At 42.8% G+C, this 16150-nt stretch carries 31 protein-coding genes; all 31 read left to right on the top strand.

Features of this window, described 5'->3' with window-relative positions; genetic code table 11:
• Window positions 1-42 precede the first annotated feature (42 nt).
• The 31 genes from OU792_RS07830 (at window position 43) to rpsK (ending at window position 16146) form a co-directional block, all read left to right on the top strand.
• Window positions 43-357, top strand: coding sequence for a DUF3467 domain-containing protein (locus OU792_RS07830; RefSeq protein WP_026945201.1), 315 nt, complete (start codon window positions 43-45; stop codon window positions 355-357).
• A 98-nt stretch (window positions 358-455) separates the two neighbouring features.
• On the top strand, window positions 456-845 hold the full coding sequence (gene rpsL, locus OU792_RS07825) for a 30S ribosomal protein S12 (RefSeq protein WP_009034221.1): 390 nt from the start codon (window positions 456-458) through the stop codon (window positions 843-845).
• 19 nt (window positions 846-864) lie between these two features.
• On the top strand, window positions 865-1332 hold the full coding sequence (gene rpsG, locus OU792_RS07820; protein WP_024284764.1) for a 30S ribosomal protein S7: 468 nt from the start codon (window positions 865-867) through the stop codon (window positions 1330-1332).
• A 6-nt stretch (window positions 1333-1338) separates the two neighbouring features.
• Window positions 1339-3462, top strand: a complete 2124-nt coding sequence (gene fusA, locus OU792_RS07815) for an elongation factor G (RefSeq protein ID WP_026945202.1) — start codon at window positions 1339-1341, stop codon at window positions 3460-3462.
• Between the two features lie 12 nt (window positions 3463-3474).
• The gene (rpsJ, locus tag OU792_RS07810; protein ID WP_024284766.1) at window positions 3475-3780 is read left to right on the top strand and encodes a 30S ribosomal protein S10; all 306 of its coding nucleotides are present in this window, start codon (window positions 3475-3477) and stop codon (window positions 3778-3780) included.
• Between the two features lie 246 nt (window positions 3781-4026).
• Window positions 4027-4659 (top strand): 50S ribosomal protein L3, encoded by a 633-nt coding sequence (rplC, locus tag OU792_RS07805; protein WP_134201529.1) that lies wholly within the window; start codon window positions 4027-4029, stop codon window positions 4657-4659.
• Window positions 4660-4662: 3 nt separating this feature from the next.
• Window positions 4663-5292 (top strand): 50S ribosomal protein L4, encoded by a 630-nt coding sequence (gene rplD / locus OU792_RS07800; RefSeq protein ID WP_134201530.1) that lies wholly within the window; start codon window positions 4663-4665, stop codon window positions 5290-5292.
• A gap of 4 nt (window positions 5293-5296) precedes the next feature.
• A complete protein-coding gene (rplW, locus tag OU792_RS07795) occupies window positions 5297-5584 on the top strand; it encodes a 50S ribosomal protein L23 (RefSeq protein ID WP_026945205.1) in 288 nt (95 codons plus the stop codon).
• 13 nt (window positions 5585-5597) lie between these two features.
• On the top strand, window positions 5598-6422 hold the full coding sequence (gene rplB / locus OU792_RS07790) for a 50S ribosomal protein L2 (RefSeq protein WP_024284770.1): 825 nt from the start codon (window positions 5598-5600) through the stop codon (window positions 6420-6422).
• A 2-nt stretch (window positions 6423-6424) separates the two neighbouring features.
• Window positions 6425-6703, top strand: coding sequence for a 30S ribosomal protein S19 (gene rpsS / locus OU792_RS07785; RefSeq protein WP_024284771.1), 279 nt, complete (start codon window positions 6425-6427; stop codon window positions 6701-6703).
• A 2-nt stretch (window positions 6704-6705) separates the two neighbouring features.
• A complete protein-coding gene (rplV, locus tag OU792_RS07780; RefSeq protein WP_024284772.1) occupies window positions 6706-7098 on the top strand; it encodes a 50S ribosomal protein L22 in 393 nt (130 codons plus the stop codon).
• 9 nt (window positions 7099-7107) lie between these two features.
• On the top strand, window positions 7108-7833 hold the full coding sequence (gene rpsC, locus OU792_RS07775; RefSeq protein WP_024284773.1) for a 30S ribosomal protein S3: 726 nt from the start codon (window positions 7108-7110) through the stop codon (window positions 7831-7833).
• A 23-nt stretch (window positions 7834-7856) separates the two neighbouring features.
• Window positions 7857-8276 (top strand): 50S ribosomal protein L16, encoded by a 420-nt coding sequence (rplP, locus tag OU792_RS07770; protein ID WP_026945207.1) that lies wholly within the window; start codon window positions 7857-7859, stop codon window positions 8274-8276.
• Between the two features lie 8 nt (window positions 8277-8284).
• Entirely contained in the window at window positions 8285-8467 is a 183-nt protein-coding gene (gene rpmC, locus OU792_RS07765) for a 50S ribosomal protein L29 (protein ID WP_024284775.1), read from the top strand.
• Between the two features lie 18 nt (window positions 8468-8485).
• Window positions 8486-8749 (top strand): 30S ribosomal protein S17, encoded by a 264-nt coding sequence (gene rpsQ / locus OU792_RS07760; protein ID WP_024284776.1) that lies wholly within the window; start codon window positions 8486-8488, stop codon window positions 8747-8749.
• Between the two features lie 2 nt (window positions 8750-8751).
• Window positions 8752-9120: a 50S ribosomal protein L14 gene (gene rplN, locus OU792_RS07755; RefSeq protein ID WP_024284777.1), complete on the top strand. Its 369-nt coding sequence runs from the start codon at window positions 8752-8754 to the stop codon at window positions 9118-9120.
• 2 nt (window positions 9121-9122) lie between these two features.
• A complete protein-coding gene (gene rplX / locus OU792_RS07750; RefSeq protein ID WP_024284778.1) occupies window positions 9123-9467 on the top strand; it encodes a 50S ribosomal protein L24 in 345 nt (114 codons plus the stop codon).
• Window positions 9460-10020 (top strand): 50S ribosomal protein L5, encoded by a 561-nt coding sequence (gene rplE, locus OU792_RS07745; RefSeq protein WP_026945208.1) that lies wholly within the window; start codon window positions 9460-9462, stop codon window positions 10018-10020. The genes rplX and rplE overlap by 8 nt, the downstream gene beginning before the upstream one ends.
• Window position 10021: 1 nt before the next feature.
• Window positions 10022-10291: a 30S ribosomal protein S14 gene (rpsN, locus tag OU792_RS07740; protein ID WP_024284780.1), complete on the top strand. Its 270-nt coding sequence runs from the start codon at window positions 10022-10024 to the stop codon at window positions 10289-10291.
• Window positions 10292-10373: 82 nt separating this feature from the next.
• Window positions 10374-10769, top strand: a complete 396-nt coding sequence (gene rpsH / locus OU792_RS07735; protein WP_026945209.1) for a 30S ribosomal protein S8 — start codon at window positions 10374-10376, stop codon at window positions 10767-10769.
• Window positions 10770-10778: 9 nt separating this feature from the next.
• Window positions 10779-11336 (top strand): 50S ribosomal protein L6, encoded by a 558-nt coding sequence (gene rplF, locus OU792_RS07730; protein WP_026945210.1) that lies wholly within the window; start codon window positions 10779-10781, stop codon window positions 11334-11336.
• A gap of 6 nt (window positions 11337-11342) precedes the next feature.
• Window positions 11343-11693, top strand: a complete 351-nt coding sequence (gene rplR, locus OU792_RS07725) for a 50S ribosomal protein L18 (protein WP_024284783.1) — start codon at window positions 11343-11345, stop codon at window positions 11691-11693.
• A gap of 6 nt (window positions 11694-11699) precedes the next feature.
• Entirely contained in the window at window positions 11700-12218 is a 519-nt protein-coding gene (gene rpsE, locus OU792_RS07720; RefSeq protein WP_024284784.1) for a 30S ribosomal protein S5, read from the top strand.
• Window positions 12219-12222: 4 nt separating this feature from the next.
• The gene (rpmD, locus tag OU792_RS07715) at window positions 12223-12402 is read left to right on the top strand and encodes a 50S ribosomal protein L30 (RefSeq protein WP_024284785.1); all 180 of its coding nucleotides are present in this window, start codon (window positions 12223-12225) and stop codon (window positions 12400-12402) included.
• A gap of 2 nt (window positions 12403-12404) precedes the next feature.
• The gene (gene rplO / locus OU792_RS07710) at window positions 12405-12851 is read left to right on the top strand and encodes a 50S ribosomal protein L15 (RefSeq protein ID WP_024284786.1); all 447 of its coding nucleotides are present in this window, start codon (window positions 12405-12407) and stop codon (window positions 12849-12851) included.
• 4 nt (window positions 12852-12855) lie between these two features.
• On the top strand, window positions 12856-14175 hold the full coding sequence (gene secY, locus OU792_RS07705; RefSeq protein ID WP_274669901.1) for a preprotein translocase subunit SecY: 1320 nt from the start codon (window positions 12856-12858) through the stop codon (window positions 14173-14175).
• A gap of 1 nt (window position 14176) precedes the next feature.
• On the top strand, window positions 14177-14950 hold the full coding sequence (gene map / locus OU792_RS07700) for a type I methionyl aminopeptidase (RefSeq protein ID WP_274669900.1): 774 nt from the start codon (window positions 14177-14179) through the stop codon (window positions 14948-14950).
• Window position 14951: 1 nt separating this feature from the next.
• Window positions 14952-15170, top strand: a complete 219-nt coding sequence (gene infA / locus OU792_RS07695; RefSeq protein ID WP_008202999.1) for a translation initiation factor IF-1 — start codon at window positions 14952-14954, stop codon at window positions 15168-15170.
• 63 nt (window positions 15171-15233) lie between these two features.
• Window positions 15234-15350, top strand: a complete 117-nt coding sequence (gene ykgO / locus OU792_RS07690; protein WP_081701372.1) for a type B 50S ribosomal protein L36 — start codon at window positions 15234-15236, stop codon at window positions 15348-15350.
• A 4-nt stretch (window positions 15351-15354) separates the two neighbouring features.
• On the top strand, window positions 15355-15732 hold the full coding sequence (gene rpsM, locus OU792_RS07685) for a 30S ribosomal protein S13 (RefSeq protein WP_024284789.1): 378 nt from the start codon (window positions 15355-15357) through the stop codon (window positions 15730-15732).
• A 15-nt stretch (window positions 15733-15747) separates the two neighbouring features.
• Window positions 15748-16146, top strand: a complete 399-nt coding sequence (gene rpsK / locus OU792_RS07680; protein ID WP_024284790.1) for a 30S ribosomal protein S11 — start codon at window positions 15748-15750, stop codon at window positions 16144-16146.
• Window positions 16147-16150 lie beyond the last annotated feature (4 nt).

Genomic DNA, 16150 nt, shown 5'->3' with positions numbered 1-16150 from the left:
TGAAAGGCCTGCGTCGAGCAGGCCTTTTTTAATCCTAAGAAAATGAGCGAGCAAAAGAAACCAGATCAACAGATCAATGTTGAATTGAGCGAAGAAGTGGCAGAAGGCGTTTATTGTAATTTGGCCATGATCGCCCACTCCAATTCAGAGTTTGTGATAGATTTCATCCGGATGATGCCTGGTGTTCCAAAGGCAAAAGTGAAATCCAGAGTGATTATTACTCCGGAACATGCCCAGCGATTGCTGGCTGCATTAAAAGACAACATTGATAAGTATGAGGCCGCTTTTGGAAAAATCAACCCGAATGATGAGCAGCCGAAGTTCCCGATTAGCTTTGGAACCCCCGGAGAAGCCTAACAAAAATATAACTCCTTAATTTTGTTAGTCTTATTACTTTATTTACCTTTGCAGTCCAAAATTCAACAGTTTACAAGACAACTAAATAATTTCAGTTAATGCCTACTATTCAACAGTTAGTAAGAAAAGGTAGAACTACACTGGAAACCAAATCAAAATCAAGAGCTTTGGATGCATGTCCACAGCGAAGAGGGGTTTGTACCAGAGTATACACTACCACACCTAAGAAGCCTAACTCAGCGATGAGAAAGGTGGCAAGGGTTAGATTGACAAATGGAAAAGAAGTGAACGCTTACATTCCAGGTGAAGGTCACAATCTACAAGAGCACTCTATCGTATTGATCAGAGGTGGTCGTGTGAAAGATCTACCAGGTGTGAGATATCACATCATCCGAGGTGCACTAGATACCGCTGGTGTGAAGGACCGAAAGCAGGGCCGATCCAAGTACGGTGCGAAACGACCAAAGGCTGCAGCAGCCAAAAAATAATCAGTAATCAGAGAAAGAAATGAGAAAAGCGAAACCAAAGAAGAGATATATTCTTCCCGATCCAAAGTTCAATGACACTTTGGTGACCAAGTTTGTAAACTGTCTAATGATCGACGGGAAGAAGAGTATTGCTTACAACATTTTCTACGACGCAGTCGAGAAAGTGGAGGCAAAAGTAGGTGAGAATGGTCTTGAAGTTTGGAAAAAAGCGCTTAACAATATTGCTCCATCCGTAGAGGTGAAGAGTCGTAGAGTTGGTGGTGCTACATTCCAAGTTCCAATGGAAGTCAGACCAGAGCGGAAGATGTCCCTTGGAATTAAGTGGATGATCAACTATGCAAGAAAAAGAGGTGAAAAGACGATGATGGACAGACTAGCAGGAGAGATTATGGCTGCTGCTAAAGGTGAAGGAGCTGCCGTCAAGAAGAAAGATGATACGCATAGAATGGCAGAAGCCAACAAAGCATTCTCACATTTTAGATTTTAATTAAGGATGGCTAAAAGAGACTTAAAGTACACCAGAAATATCGGTATCGCCGCTCACATTGATGCCGGTAAAACTACCACCACTGAGCGGATCCTTTTTTACTCAGGTGTATCTCACAAAATCGGTGAGGTTCACGACGGAGCAGCTACCATGGACTGGATGGCTCAGGAGCAGGAAAGAGGTATTACCATTACTTCAGCTGCGACTACCGTATTCTGGAACTACAGAGATCAAAAATACCAAATCAACATCATCGATACTCCGGGACACGTTGACTTTACCGTAGAAGTAAACCGTTCCTTGCGTGTATTGGATGGATTGGTATTCCTTTTCAGTGCCGTTGATGGTGTAGAACCTCAGTCGGAGACTAACTGGAGACTAGCAGATAACTACAAAGTAGCTCGTATCGGATTTGTCAACAAAATGGACCGTGCTGGAGCTAACTTTCTTGACGTGTGTAAGCAAGTGAAGGAGATGTTGGGTAGCTATGCAGTTCCTTTGCAGTTGCCTATCGGAGCAGAAGATAAGTTCAAAGGTGTTGTTGATTTGATCAATAACAGAGCTATCGTATGGAATGAAGAGGATATGGGAATGACTTTCGAGGAGGTTCCAATTCCTGAAGATATGCAAGAAGAGGTTGACCAGTGGAGAGAGCATTTGCTTGAAGCTGTAGCTGAGTATGACGAATCGTTGATGGAGAAATTTTTCGATGATCCAGATTCTATCTCAGAGCAAGAAATCTTGACTGCGCTTCGTGCAGCTACCATCGATATGAAGATTGTTCCGATGGTTTGTGGATCTTCATTCAAAAACAAAGGAGTTCAGACCATGCTTGACTTGGTGATGGAATTACTTCCTTCTCCAATGGACAAAGACGATATCATCGCTCATGATCTGGACGACGAAGAGAAAGAGGTAAGAATCGCTCCAGATGAGGACGAGCCTTTCTCTGGTCTAGCATTCAAAATTGCTACTGACCCATTCGTAGGACGTCTATGCTTCGTAAGAGCTTATTCCGGTAGATTGGATTCTGGCTCTTATGTATTTAATAGCCGTTCTGGAAATAAAGAGCGTATTTCTCGTGTGTTCCAAATGCACGCCAATAAGCAAAATCAAATCGATGCACTTCGTGCAGGTGATATTGGTGCGGTAGTAGGATTTAAGGACATCAAGACTGGTGATACCCTTTGCGACGAAAAGCGTAAAGTTGTATTGGAGTCTATGATCTTCCCTGAGCCTGTAATTGGATACGCAATCGAGCCAAAAACTCAGGCTGACGTAGATAAATTGGGTATGGCTATCGCCAAGCTAGTAGAAGAAGATCCAACACTTCAAGTAAATACTGATCACGAAACTGGTCAGACTATCTTGAGAGGTATGGGAGAGCTTCACCTAGATATCATCATCGACCGTTTGAAGCGTGAGTTCAAGGTTGAGATCAACCAAGGTGCTCCTCAAGTTGCTTACAAAGAAGCTTTGTTTGGCTCTGTTGAGCACAAAGAAGTTTACAAGAAGCAGACTGGGGGTAAAGGTAAATTTGCCGATATCGTTTTTGAACTAGGTCCACGCGAAGCGGATGCTGAGACTGGAGAAATTAAGCCAGGTTTGGATTTCGTTAACGGTATCGTCGGTGGTGTAATTCCAAAAGAATTTATTCCATCTATCCAGAAAGGATTTGCTGAAGCGATGAAGAATGGTCCTTTGGCAGGATACCCAATCGAGGCGATGAAAGTGAGATTGTTCCACGGATCATTCCACGACGTCGATTCAGACGCCCTTTCTTTTGAATTGGCTGCAAGACTTGGATTCAAAGAAGCTGCTAAAAAGTGTAAGCCTCAATTGCTTGAGCCTATCATGTCAGTAGACGTGGTAACTCCAGATGAGTACACGGGTCCTATCACTGGTGACTTGAATAGAAGAAGAGGACTCATGAAAGGAATGGATACCAAAGGGACTTCTACAGTAGTGAAAGCTTCTGTTCCATTGTCTGAACTGTTTGGCTATATCACTGATTTGAGAACCATCTCTTCAGGTCGAGCTACAGCTTCATTGACATTCTCTCACTATGAGCCTGTTCCGAACAACATCGCGGAAACTGTAATAGCAAACGTAAAAGGTCAGAATGCCTAATCAATATTTGTGATGAATCAGAAAATCAGAATAAAACTAAAATCATACGATCACAGCCTGGTGGATAAGTCATCAGAGAAGATCGTGAAAGCCGTCAAAGCGACGGGTGCTGTGGTAGTCGGACCGATTCCTTTGCCTACCAAAAAGGAGAAATTCACCGTATTGAAGTCTCCACACGTAAATAAGAAAGCAAGAGATCAGTATCAGCTTTGTACTTATAAGAGATTGGTAGATATCTACTCAAACTCATCTAAGACTGTTGACGCCTTGATGAAAATCGAACTTCCAAGTGGAGTAGACGTCGAAATCAAAGTCTGACAGAATCTGAAATTTCAGGGAAAATAAGACCCACCTATTGGTGGGTCTTTTCTTTGTCTAAAGATTTCCAGAAGAAATCCGGCTGCAAACCAAATGAAATTAGTCTCTGCTACGGAAAATTCTAGCTAATTGTTTGAAAATATAGGAGTTGGGGTTTGCTACAGAATTTTATTTCAGTAACTTTGCAGTCCTTAAAAAGGGCCCAAGCGCATAAATGCTTGTGGATTATCAAATTATCTCCAAAAGATGTCTGGTATAATAGGAAAAAAAGTAGGAATGACTAGCATTTTCAGTGCCGATGGACGTAACGTCGCATGCACGCTAATAGAGGCTGGTCCTTGCGTAGTGACGCAAGTAAAAAACGTTGAAACAGACGGGTACAACGCAGTGCAAATGGCGTATGGGGAGCGAAAGGAGAAGAATACTCCTAAGCCACTGATCGGTCACTTTAAAAAGGCCGGCACCACGCCAAAGCAGAAAGTTGTTGAGTTTCGGGATTTCCGGGTCGAGTTTGAAGGCCAGGTTGATCTTGGAGCTACGGTGAAGGCCGGAGAGGTGTTTATTGAAGGAGACTTCGTAGATGCTATCGGTACTTCTAAAGGTAAAGGTTTCCAGGGTGTAGTGAAGCGTCATGGTTTTGCCGGTGTGGGTGGTCAAACTCACGGTCAGCACAACAGACAGCGTCACCCAGGATCCATTGGTGCTTGTTCTTGGCCATCCCGAGTATTTAAGGGAATGCGAATGGCCGGTAGAACCGGTGGAAATCGTGTGAAAATATTGAACCTCAGAGTATTGAAAATTTACCCTGAGCAAAACCTCCTGTTGGTTTCAGGTTCAATACCAGGTCACAAAAACTCTTTCGTAATTCTAGAGAAGTAAGCCATGGAATTAGCAGTATTAAATCAACAAGGCCAAGATACCGGTAGAAAGGTACAATTGTCAGACGAAGTCTTCGGGATTGAGCCGAATGACAATGCCATCTATCTGGATGTGAAGCAGTACCTGGCTAATCAGAGACAGGGAACACATAAATCAAAAGAGCGAAACGAAATCGCAGGATCTACCAAGAAGATCAAAAAGCAAAAAGGTACCGGTACAGCTCGTGCAGGATCTTTGAAGTCTCCGATTTTCAGAGGTGGAGGTAGAGTTTTTGGTCCTAAGCCCAGAAACTACTCGTTCAAATTGAACAAAAAAGTAAAACAACTTGCCAGAAAGTCTGCCCTTGCATACAAGGTGAAAGAAAATAGTCTTTCTGTTTTGGAAAACTTCAGCTTTGAAGCACCCAAGACTAAATCCTACCTGGCATTGCTTAATGGATTGGCGCTATCCGATAAGAAGACGCTGTTGGTTCTCCCAGAAGACAACAAAAACGTTTACCTGTCCAGCCGTAATATCCCAAAGGCAAAAGTTGTCAATGTAAATGATGTAAATACTTACGCTGTCCTTAATGCAGACCACTTGGTGCTTTGCGAAGGTTCTGTAAGTAAGTTGGAAACCATTTTATCAAAATAAGACAATGGACATTCTAAAGCAGCCTTTGATCACAGAGAAAGTTTCCGCTATGAACGAGCGTGGTGTCTATGGATTCGTCGTAGACCGTTCCGCCAAAAAGCCGGAAATTAAAAACGCTATAGAAAAGACTTATGGTGTCAAAGTGGTATCAATTCGTACCATGCGTTACGCTGCGAAGCGTAAGAATCGCTACACCAAAGCAGGTATCGTTTCAGGATTTACCAATGCTTTCAAGAAAGCCTTCGTACAGGTAGCTGACGGAGAGGTAATCGACTTTTACGGAGAAATTTAATTGAATCAAGATCATGGCAATTAAAAAATTGAAGCCTGTAACAGCAGGAACGAGATTCAGGGTAGCTCCGGCATTTGACGAGATCACCAAGTCAACGCCAGAGAAATCCCTTCTTGCTCCACTTAAGAAATCAGGCGGTAGAAATAATCAAGGGAGAATGACTGCCCGCTATATCGGTGGTGGTCACAAGCGAAGACTGAGAATTGTAGACTTCAAGCGAAATAAGTTTGGAGTACCTGCTACAGTCAAAGCGATCGAATATGATCCAAATAGAACTGCCCGTTTGGCACTTCTTTACTATGCCGATGGTGCGAAAGCCTATATCATTGCTCCGGAAGGATTGCAAGTAGGACAGACTGTCATCGCTGGCGAAAGCGTAGCTCCTGAAGTGGGTAATGCTATGCCAATGGCTAATATCCCAATGGGTACAATTGTACACTGTGTGGAATTGAAGCCAGGTAAAGGTGCAGCAATGGTAAGAAGTGCTGGTGGATATGCTCAGATCGTTGCTCGTGAGGGCAAATATGTGACTTTGAAACTCCCTTCTGGTGAAATGAGAATGGTATTAGGTACTTGCATGGCCACTATTGGTACAGTATCTAATGGAGATCACATGAACGTGGTGCTTGGTAAGGCTGGTCGTAAGAGATGGCTCGGAAGAAGACCTCGAGTAAGAGGTGTAGCAATGAACCCTGTCGATCACCCAATGGGTGGTGGTGAAGGACGTTCATCCGGAGGTCACCCAAGATCACGTAACGGACTTCTTGCCAAGGGTAAGAAAACTCGTTCGCCTAAGAAGTATTCAAACAAGTTCATCATTAGTAAAAGATCTAAATAATCATGGCACGTTCATTAAAAAAAGGTCCTTATATCGAGCATCATCTTCTAAAGAAAGTGGACGCGATGAACGAGTCCGGCAAAAAATCTGTCATCAAGACTTGGTCTCGACGCTCCATGATTTCTCCGGATTTCGTAGGTCATACCTTCGCTGTGCATAATGGAAATAAATTCATTCCTGTATTTGTCACAGACAATATGGTAGGACACAAGCTGGGTGAATTTGCTCCGACGAGAAATTTCAGAGGCCACATTGCCAAAAAAGATAAAGGAAAGAGATAATCATGGAAGCAGTAGCAAGATTAAAAAACGTTCCTACCTCTCCGCGCAAAATGCGACTTGTCGCTGACTTGGTCAGAGGTAAAAGAGTAGGGTTGGCCCTCAGCATTTTGAAGTTCACTCCAAATCACGGAGCAATCCGTCTGGAGAAACTTCTTCTTTCCGCAGTGGCCAATTGGCAGGCTAAGAATCCTGATGCCAAATTGGAAGAAGCAGACCTATACATCAAAACCATCATGGTAGATGAAGGAAGAGCTCTCAAGAGATTGAGACCTGCTCCCCAAGGCCGTGGACATAGAATCCGCAAAAGATCAAATCATGTGACTCTTGTAGTTGATGCATTCAACGACATGGACGTTACCGCTGATATAGTTGAAACAAACGAACAGGCAAATTAAGAACAAACTATGGGACAAAAGATCAACCCAATAGGATTGCGACTTGGTATTGTCAAGGGCTGGGACTCCAACTGGTACGGAGGAAAGGACTTTGCTGACAAACTATACGAAGATCAAAAAATCCGAAAGTACGTCCTTGCCAGAATTCCTAAGGGTGGAATTTCAAAAGTGATCATTGAGCGTACGCTTAAGAGAATCACCTTGACAATTCACACCGCCCGTCCAGGAGTAGTGATTGGTAAAGGTGGTGCCGAAGTAGATAAGCTGAAAGAGGAATTGAAAAAGCTTACTAACAAGGACATTCAGATCAATATCTTTGAAATCAAAAGACCTGAACTGGATGCCAAACTAGTAGGTGAGTCTATCGCTCAGCAGCTACAGGCACGTATCTCTTTCCGTCGCGCTATGAAGCAAGCTATAGCTGCCTCTATGCGAGTAGGAGCCGAGGGGATCAAAGTGAAGCTTTCCGGTCGTCTAGGTGGAGCAGAAATGGCTCGATCTGAGATGTACAAAGAAGGAAGAATTCCACTTCATACTTTAAGAGCAGACATTGATTACGCGATCTCTGAAGCACAGACTGTGTATGGAATCATCGGTATCAAAGTTTGGATCTTCAAAGGGGAAGTTTATGGAAAGCGTGACCTTTCTCCAAACGTAGGTGCCGGTCAGGATCCTAAGGGCCGTGGACCAGGTAAAGGAGATAGAGCTCCAAGACGTAGAAAAAGAAATAGCTAATTTTCACCGATAAGTGAGAAATCATGTTACAGCCGAAAAGAACTAAATATAGAAAAATGCAAAAGGGCCGTGTCAAAGGCATTGCACAAAGAGGGCATACGCTCGCTTTTGGCAACTTTGGCATCAAGTCTCTAGAAGCAGGATGGATTACATCCCGTCAGATTGAGGCAGCCCGTATCGCAATGACCCGTGCTATGAAGCGTGAAGGTCAGGTATGGATCCGGATTTTCCCGGACAAGCCTGTGACCAAGAAGCCTGCTGAAGTACGTATGGGTAAAGGTAAAGGTGCTCCTGAGTATTGGGTAGCCGTGATCAAGCCTGGAACTATTTTGTTTGAAGCTACCGGAGTCTCAATTGAGACTGCCAAAGAGGCACTCCGATTAGCTCAGCAGAAATTGCCAGTTAGCACAAAGTTTATTGTCCGTAGAGATTACGCAGAATAATCAGAACAATGAAATACGCAGAAATATCTTCACTTTCCGCAAGTGAAATCGCTGAGCGAATCAGCACTGAGAAAGCGAACCTGAGCAAATTGAAATTTGCTCACTCAATTTCTCCAATTGAAAATCCTAACCGAATTGGTGAAACTAAGCGTCTTATCGCAAGATTGAAGACTGCATTAGCATCCAAATAATAGCTAACAGAAAAGAAAATGGCTACGATCGAAAGAAACCTTCGAAAAGAAAGAGTAGGTAAGGTCATCAGCAACAAAATGGATAAGTCCATTACTGTAGCAGTAGAGCGTCGTGTGAAGCACGGCATCTATGGCAAGTTCGTTGCAAAGACTACCAAATTCATGGCTCATGACGAGAAAAACGAATGTAACACAGGTGACATCGTTAAGATCAGTGAAACTCGTCCGCTGAGTAAGAACAAGCGTTGGAGATTAGTTGAAATTATTGAAAGGGCTAAATAATCATGATACAGCAAGAATCAAGACTAAGCGTGGCGGATAATTCCGGTGCCAAAGAGGTATTGGTGATCCGTGTTTTGGGAGGTACGCGAAAGCGTTATGCTTCCATTGGCGACAAGGTGGTTGTGACTGTTAAATCAGCCCTATCTTCCAGCAATATGAAAAAAGGTACCGTTTCTAAAGCGGTTATCGTCCGTACTCGTAAAGAAATACGACGTAAAGATGGATCTTACATTCGTTTTGAAGACAATGCTGCGGTATTGTTGAACAACAACGATGAGCCAAGAGGTACCCGTATCTTTGGCCCAGTTGCTCGTGAGCTCCGTGAAAAGCAATATATGAAAATCGTTTCCTTGGCCCCTGAAGTACTATAATCATGGCAAGTAAAATCAACAAGCAGACTAAACTGCACGTGAAAACCGGAGACACCGTAAAAGTGATCGCTGGTGATGATAAAGGGAAAACAGGCAAAATCCTGGCTATTGATACCCAAAAGCAAAGAGCATTTGTAGAAGGAATCAATATGGTGACCAAGCATGTCAAGCCTACTGCCGCTAAACCACAGGGTGGAATCGAAAAGAAGGAAGCTTCTGTACACATCAGTAACTTGATGCTAGTAGACCCTAAAAGCGGTGAAGCTACCCGAATAGGTCGCAAAATGGGCGACAACGGTAAATTAGTAAGATACGCAAAGAAAACTGGGGAGGTGATCAATGGCTAATCCTAGAATGAAAGATAAGTACCTGAGCGAAATCGTTCCAGGTCTAAAAGAGAAGTTTCAGTACAAGTCTGTGATGCAAGTTCCTAAGCTGAGCAAAATTGTTATCAGTAAAGGTATCGGAGCTGCAGTAGCTGACAAGAAGTTGGTTGACCAGGGTGTAGAAGAGCTTTCATTGATCAGCGGTCAGCGTGCCGTTGCTACGATTGCTAAGAAATCCGTATCCAACTTTAAGCTTCGTGAAGGAATGCCTATCGGAGCGAAAGTGACTTTGCGTGGCGACAGAATGTATGAATTCCTTGATCGTTTGATGACAGTGGCTTTGCCACGTGTACGTGACTTCAAAGGAATTTCTGACAAAGGTTTCGATGGAAGAGGAAATTATACTTTGGGAGTAACTGAGCAAATCATTTTCCCTGAAATCTCTATCGAAAAAGTAAATCGAATCTCAGGCATGGACATCACATTCGTGACTTCTGCACCGTCAGATGAAGAGAGCTTTGCACTTTTAAAAGCTTTCGGAATGCCTTTCGTAAACAAAAATAATCCAGAATAATATGGCTAGAGAGTCCATCAAAGCTCGTGAGAGAAAAAGAGAGCGCTTGGTAGCCAAGTATGCCCAAAAAAGAGCTGAGCTGAAAGCAGCTGGTGATTATGAGGCGCTTGACAAGCTTCCGAAGAACGCTTCTCCGGTAAGACTTCACAACCGATGCAAACTTACCGGTCGTCCGAAAGGATACATGAGAAAGTTTGGTATCAACCGTGTGACATTTAGGGAAATGGCATCTGCCGGTAAGATCCCTGGTATCACGAAGTCCAGCTGGTAAAATCACGACAGTAGTTTTTATTTAAAAAATCAATTCGTAACTTTGCACGCCCAAAAATAGGGTGGAGCTAGACTAAAATACCATGACTGATCCAATAGCTGATTACTTGACTCGATTGAGAAATGCCATCAAGGCTTCTCATCGTATCGTGGAGATCCCTGCTTCTAACATTAAGAAGGAGATCACCAAAGTATTGCATGACAAAGGATATATCCAAAACTATAAGTTTGAAGATAACGGACCTCAAGGCACAATTAAGATCGCTTTGAAGTACAATCCTACTACTAAGCAAAATGCAATCGTAAACCTGACTCGCGTAAGTAAGCCAGGTCTTAGAAAATATGCAAAACACGATGAGCTACCCCGCGTGATCAACGGTTTGGGTGTGGCCATCATCTCTACCTCTAAAGGGGTAATGACTGATAAAGAAGCTCGCTCCGAAGGGATCGGAGGAGAAGTACTTGCCTACGTATATTAATTTACTATCATGTCACGAATAGGTAAAAAACCAATAAATCTACCCAGCGGTGTTACTGTAGACGTGTCTGCTCATGGAGTAGTCACTGTTAAAGGTCCAAAGGGTACACTAGTACAGGAAGTCAATCCTGACATCAAAGTGACAGTAGAGGGAAATGATATTGTCGTTTCTCGTCCTACTGAATCCAAAAGACATAAGTCGCTTCACGGTCTTTACAGATCATTGATCAATAACATGGTCATCGGCGTGTCCGAAGGATATAAGAAAGAACTTGAGCTTGTGGGTGTAGGTTACAAAGCCACTAACCAAGGACAAGTTCTTGAGTTGAACTTAGGGTATTCACACAATATCTTCTTCGCTTTGCCGGAGACTATTAATGTGAAGACTGAGACTGCTAAAGGTAAAAATCCGATCATCACCCTCGAGGCAATCGATAAGGAATTGATCGGACAAGTAGCTGCTAAAATCAGGTCTCTTAGAAAAATCGAGCCTTACAAAGGTAAAGGTGTTCGATTTGTTGGTGAACAAATTAGACGTAAGGCTGGTAAAACTGCCGCTAAAAAATAATAGGTTATGGCATTTAATAAGAATTCCAGAAGACTTAGAATCAAGCAGGGTATCCGTAGAAAAATTTCCGGTACCGATTCCAGACCTCGTTTATCTGTGTTCAAAAGTAACACGGGTATCTATGCACAATTGGTCGATGACCTTAAAGGACATACGCTTGCGCATGCATCTTCCAAAGAATTGGGAGTTGAGCGTAATATCAATGTAGAGATTTCTAAGGAAGTAGGTAAGAAACTTGCTGAGAAAGCTACTGCAAACGGTGTAAGTTCTGTGGTTTTTGACAGAAACGGTTATTTGTTTCACGGTAATATCAAAGCCTTGGCCGATGGAGCCAGAGAAGGTGGCCTTAAATTTTAATCAGCGATGTCTCAACTAAGAAAAAAGCCTATCAGGGCTACAGATACAGAACTTAAGGAAAAAGTCGTTGCTATCAACCGAGTAGCGAAAGTAGTGAAAGGTGGACGCCGATTCTCTTTCTCTTCTATCGTGGTAGTAGGTGACGGTAACGGTGTAGTAGGTTACGGATTGGGTAAGGCCAATGAAGTAACTGATGCAATTACAAAAGGAATCGAAGATGCTAAAAAGAACCTCGTGAAAGTTCCGGTACTTAAGGGTACAATTCCTCACGAGCAAATTGGCAAATTCGGTGGTGGTTTGGTTCTTATCAAGCCAGCAGCAGCAGGTACAGGTGTAATTGCCGGTGGTGCGATGCGTGCAGTATTGGAATCAGCTGGCGTCACTGACGTTTTGGCTAAATCTAAAGGATCTTCCAATCCTCACAACGTAGTGAAGGCTACTATCGACGCTTTGATGAATTTGCGTGATGCTATTGCAGTATCTCAGCAGCGAGGAGTGAAAATGTCTAAAGTTTTTAACGGATAATCTCATGGCCAAGATAAAAATCACGCAAGTTAGATCTACCATCAAAAGACCAAAGGATCAAAAAGCTACGATTACTGCTTTGGGCCTTGGACGAATTAGTAAATCTGTAGAGGTAGAAAATACACCTCAGATTGCAGGGATGGTTAAGAAAGTCAATCACCTAGTAAAAGTAGAGGAGGTTTAATCATGAAATTACATACATTAAAACCAGCAGAAGGATCTACTAAAAACCGAAAGAGAATCGGTAGAGGTCCTGGTTCTGGACGAGGCGGTACCTCCACAAGAGGTCACAAAGGTGCTAAATCTAGATCTGGATATAAGAAGAAGCTTGGATTTGAAGGTGGTCAGATGCCACTTCAAAGAAGAGTTCCTAAATTTGGATTCAAAAGTTTGAATAGGGTAGAGTACAAGCCAATTAATTTGGATACCTTGCAGGCCCTTGCAGAAACTCACAATCTAGAAACCCTTGATTTTGCTACTTTGGTTGCACATGGAGTTGCTTCTAAAAATGACAGAGTAAAAGTTCTAGGTGGTGGTGAATTGAATTCAAAAGTTGCTGTTTCTGCACACGCTTTCTCGGCATCTGCTGTTGAAGCTATTGAAAAAGCAGGCGGTTCCGTCAATAAGATTTGATTAAATGAAAAAGTTTATTTCGACAGTTAAGAATATCTTTTCAATCGAAGACCTTCGGGTGAGAATTTTCAATACGATTGGGTTCCTAATTATTTTCCGATTAGGTTCCTTTATCGTTTTACCTGGTGTCGACCCCTCTAAGTTGGGAGGTCCTCAGGAAGGTATTTTCGGTTTGATTGATACGTTTCTAGGTGGTGCATTTAGTAATGCATCCATTTTCGGATTGGGTATCATGCCCTACATCTCTGCTTCCATCGTGTTGCAGCTTTTGACTGTCGGAGTACCCTATTTCCAGAAGATGCAAAAAGAAGGTGAATCTGGTCGTAAAAGAATCAATCAGATAACCCGAGTTTTGACAATTCTGATCACTATTGCTCAAGGTATCGGTTACGTTACTGCTACTATTTTGCCGACAGGCGCAGTTATGGTAAGTACCGGATTGTTCATGTTCAGTTCATTGGTATTGCTTTCTGCAGGTACTATGTTCTGTATGTGGTTGGGTGAGAAGATTACTGAAAAAGGAATTGGTAATGGTATTTCCATGCTGATCATGATCGGTATCATCTCTAGATTCCCAGGTGCAATTATCGCCGAGGTTCTTGAAAAGGGATCTTCTGGTCTACTTCTACTATTGATCGAGGCTGCCGTTCTCTTCTTCGTAGTTGTTGGGGTAGTGGCATTGACAGAAGCTACACGTAGAATTCCTGTGCAGTATGCTAAGCAAGTTGTAGGTGGTAAAGTATATGGTGGGCAGCGGCAGTACATCCCTATCAAGGTTAATGCTTCTGGTGTGATGCCAATCATCTTTGCCCAGTCATTGATGTTTGTTCCTGCCTTGATTGCTCAGATTTGGGCTGGCGAGAGTGATATTGCCAATTACATAGGTACTACCTTCTCTGATTTTACTTCTTGGCAGTACAATCTTGTATTCGCAGTGATGATCATCGTCTTTACTTTCTTCTACACCGCTATTACAGTTAATCCTGAGCAAATAGCTGAAGACATGAAGAGAAATGGAGGTTTTGTACCTGGTATCAAGCCAGGGGCTCCTACCTCTGAATTCATCGATGGTATCATTTCTAAGATCACGCTTCCAGGTTCTATCCTTTTAGCTGTAGTTGCCATTCTTCCTGCTCTTGCGATTATCGCGGGTGTTGGTGGTGAGTTTGCTCAGTTTTATGGAGGTACATCGCTCCTGATTATGGTAGGTGTGATTATGGATACGCTTAGACAGATTGAGAGTTATCTGCTAATGCGTCACTATGAAGGAATGATGAAGAGCGGTAATATGAAGAACAACGCTTCGAATTACCAAGTAGCTTAACATGATTCATTATAAAACCTCTGAGGAGGTTCAAAAGATAAAAGAGAGTGCTGATATCTTGGCTAAAGCCCACGGGGAAGTAGCCAAGCATGTCAAAGTAGGGGTAAAGACCTCTTACTTAGATAAAATTGCTGAGGAGTTTATCAGGGATCATCAAGCCGTTCCTTCTTTCAAAGGTTATGGCGGTTTCCCTTCTTCACTCTGTATTTCTGTGAATGAAGTAGTAGTTCACGGATTTCCCAGCGAGTATGAATTGAAAGATGGCGATATAATCTCGATAGATTGTGGAGTCTTTCACCAAGGTTTTCATAGCGATTCCGCTTATACGTATCCCGTAGGTGAAGTATCATCCCCAGTCTTAGATTTATTGCGCGCCACCAAAGATTCATTATATCTGGGAATTGAAAAGGCAGTTTTTGGCAATCGTATTGGAGATATTGGGAATGCCATTCAGAAGTTTGTAGAGGCCAAAGGTTATACCGTCGTTCGCGAGCTGGTGGGACATGGTCTAGGAAAGAATCTTCATGAAGCACCTGAAGTCCCTAATTATGGCAAAAAAGGTAGTGGTCCATTGCTTAAAGACGGCATGGTCATAGCTATCGAACCGATGGTCAATCTTGGTACACGAAATATCGTGCAAGAACGAGATGGTTGGACTATTCGGACTGCCGATCGAAAGCCGTCAGCACATTATGAGCATACGGTTGCGATCTTTGAAGATCGTACAGAAATATTGACTTCGCATAAGTACATAGAAGAGAACTATAAATTCTAATATGGCTAAACAAACCTCAATCGAACAGGACGGTACTATTATCGAGGCCTTGTCCAACGCGATGTTTAAAGTAGAGCTGGAAAATGGACATCAGCTCATTGCACACATATCTGGAAAGATGAGGATGAATTATATCAAGATCCTTCCAGGTGACCGGGTTAAGCTGGAGCTTTCTCCATACGACCTTTCCAAAGGCAGAATTGTATACAGATATAAGTAAAAGCAGTAAGGTCTGGCGTCAAACCAGGTTTTATATTGCCTTAAAAAAACAACTAATAAGCATATGAAAGTAAGGGCATCTATCAAAAAGAGAAGCGCTGACTGTAAGGTGATCAGAAGAAAAGGAAAGCTTTACGTCATCAACAAAAAGAATCCTAAGTTTAAACAAAGACAAGGTTAAGATTATGGCTAGAATTGCAGGTGTAGATATACCAGACCATAAGCGAGGCGAAATCGGGCTTACCTATATCTTCGGTATCGGTAGAAGCTCAGCCAGAGCGATCCTAAGTAAAGCTGGAATTTCCTTTGACAAAAAGGCTGGCGAATGGGATGACGACGAGTCCACTACTATCCGAAATATCATCTCGGAAGAATTCCGGACTGAAGGTGTTTTGAAATCTGAAGTTCAACTGAACATCAAGCGATTGATGGATATCGGTTGCTACAGAGGCTTGAGACACAGAAAAGGCCTTCCTGTGCGTGGTCAAAAGACCAAAAACAACGCCAGAACAAGAAAGGGTAAGCGTAAAACTGTTGCTAACAAGAAGAAGGCAACTAAATAAAACCTGAATTAGATTATGGCTCAGAAAAGAAACGATAAATCGAAAGGTAAAAAGCGAGTTGTAAAAGTTGAAGCAGTAGGCCAGGCTCATATCAAAGCCTCATTCAACAATATCATCATCTCCATTACCAACAATGCTGGACAAGTGATCTCTTGGGCGTCTGCCGGTAAAATGGGATTCAGAGGTTCGAAGAAAAACACTCCTTATGCTGCGCAAATGGCCGCTCAAAATTGCGGACAAGTTGCTTATGACTTGGGAATGAGAAAAATTGAGGTCTTTGTCAAAGGTCCTGGTTCCGGTCGTGAATCAGCTATTCGTACGTTGCAAAATGTGGGATTGGATGTGACTACCATTATCGACGTGACTCCTATGCCACATAACGGTTGTAGACCTCCTAAGCGTAGACGAGTTTAATTTT

It is taken from the genome of Algoriphagus sp. NF (genome assembly GCF_028823735.1).
GTDB classification, from domain to species: domain Bacteria; phylum Bacteroidota; class Bacteroidia; order Cytophagales; family Cyclobacteriaceae; genus Algoriphagus; species Algoriphagus marincola.
The sequence above is the reverse complement of the archived record's forward strand: the minus strand, read 5'-3'. Positions and strand labels throughout refer to the sequence as shown.

Coding starts and splice junctions, on each gene's coding strand:
- rplX (WP_024284778.1), top strand. CDS start 9,123: ATGGCAAGTAAAATCAACAAGCAGACTAAACTGCACGTGAAAACCGGA.
- OU792_RS07830 (WP_026945201.1), top strand. CDS start 43: ATGAGCGAGCAAAAGAAACCAGATCAACAGATCAATGTTGAATTGAGC.
- rplW (WP_026945205.1), top strand. CDS start 5,297: ATGGACATTCTAAAGCAGCCTTTGATCACAGAGAAAGTTTCCGCTATG.
- rplV (WP_024284772.1), top strand. CDS start 6,706: ATGGAAGCAGTAGCAAGATTAAAAAACGTTCCTACCTCTCCGCGCAAA.
- rplD (WP_134201530.1), top strand. CDS start 4,663: ATGGAATTAGCAGTATTAAATCAACAAGGCCAAGATACCGGTAGAAAG.
- rpsJ (WP_024284766.1), top strand. CDS start 3,475: ATGAATCAGAAAATCAGAATAAAACTAAAATCATACGATCACAGCCTG.
- rpsN (WP_024284780.1), top strand. CDS start 10,022: ATGGCTAGAGAGTCCATCAAAGCTCGTGAGAGAAAAAGAGAGCGCTTG.
- rpsK (WP_024284790.1), top strand. CDS start 15,748: ATGGCTCAGAAAAGAAACGATAAATCGAAAGGTAAAAAGCGAGTTGTA.
- rplE (WP_026945208.1), top strand. CDS start 9,460: ATGGCTAATCCTAGAATGAAAGATAAGTACCTGAGCGAAATCGTTCCA.
- rplN (WP_024284777.1), top strand. CDS start 8,752: ATGATACAGCAAGAATCAAGACTAAGCGTGGCGGATAATTCCGGTGCC.
- rpsQ (WP_024284776.1), top strand. CDS start 8,486: ATGGCTACGATCGAAAGAAACCTTCGAAAAGAAAGAGTAGGTAAGGTC.
- rpmC (WP_024284775.1), top strand. CDS start 8,285: ATGAAATACGCAGAAATATCTTCACTTTCCGCAAGTGAAATCGCTGAG.
- rpmD (WP_024284785.1), top strand. CDS start 12,223: ATGGCCAAGATAAAAATCACGCAAGTTAGATCTACCATCAAAAGACCA.
- rpsC (WP_024284773.1), top strand. CDS start 7,108: ATGGGACAAAAGATCAACCCAATAGGATTGCGACTTGGTATTGTCAAG.
- rplC (WP_134201529.1), top strand. CDS start 4,027: ATGTCTGGTATAATAGGAAAAAAAGTAGGAATGACTAGCATTTTCAGT.
- rplP (WP_026945207.1), top strand. CDS start 7,857: ATGTTACAGCCGAAAAGAACTAAATATAGAAAAATGCAAAAGGGCCGT.
- rpsL (WP_009034221.1), top strand. CDS start 456: ATGCCTACTATTCAACAGTTAGTAAGAAAAGGTAGAACTACACTGGAA.
- rplB (WP_024284770.1), top strand. CDS start 5,598: ATGGCAATTAAAAAATTGAAGCCTGTAACAGCAGGAACGAGATTCAGG.
- fusA (WP_026945202.1), top strand. CDS start 1,339: ATGGCTAAAAGAGACTTAAAGTACACCAGAAATATCGGTATCGCCGCT.
- infA (WP_008202999.1), top strand. CDS start 14,952: ATGGCTAAACAAACCTCAATCGAACAGGACGGTACTATTATCGAGGCC.
- map (WP_274669900.1), top strand. CDS start 14,177: ATGATTCATTATAAAACCTCTGAGGAGGTTCAAAAGATAAAAGAGAGT.
- rpsS (WP_024284771.1), top strand. CDS start 6,425: ATGGCACGTTCATTAAAAAAAGGTCCTTATATCGAGCATCATCTTCTA.
- rplR (WP_024284783.1), top strand. CDS start 11,343: ATGGCATTTAATAAGAATTCCAGAAGACTTAGAATCAAGCAGGGTATC.
- ykgO (WP_081701372.1), top strand. CDS start 15,234: ATGAAAGTAAGGGCATCTATCAAAAAGAGAAGCGCTGACTGTAAGGTG.
- secY (WP_274669901.1), top strand. CDS start 12,856: ATGAAAAAGTTTATTTCGACAGTTAAGAATATCTTTTCAATCGAAGAC.
- rplF (WP_026945210.1), top strand. CDS start 10,779: ATGTCACGAATAGGTAAAAAACCAATAAATCTACCCAGCGGTGTTACT.
- rpsG (WP_024284764.1), top strand. CDS start 865: ATGAGAAAAGCGAAACCAAAGAAGAGATATATTCTTCCCGATCCAAAG.
- rpsH (WP_026945209.1), top strand. CDS start 10,374: ATGACTGATCCAATAGCTGATTACTTGACTCGATTGAGAAATGCCATC.
- rpsM (WP_024284789.1), top strand. CDS start 15,355: ATGGCTAGAATTGCAGGTGTAGATATACCAGACCATAAGCGAGGCGAA.
- rpsE (WP_024284784.1), top strand. CDS start 11,700: ATGTCTCAACTAAGAAAAAAGCCTATCAGGGCTACAGATACAGAACTT.
- rplO (WP_024284786.1), top strand. CDS start 12,405: ATGAAATTACATACATTAAAACCAGCAGAAGGATCTACTAAAAACCGA.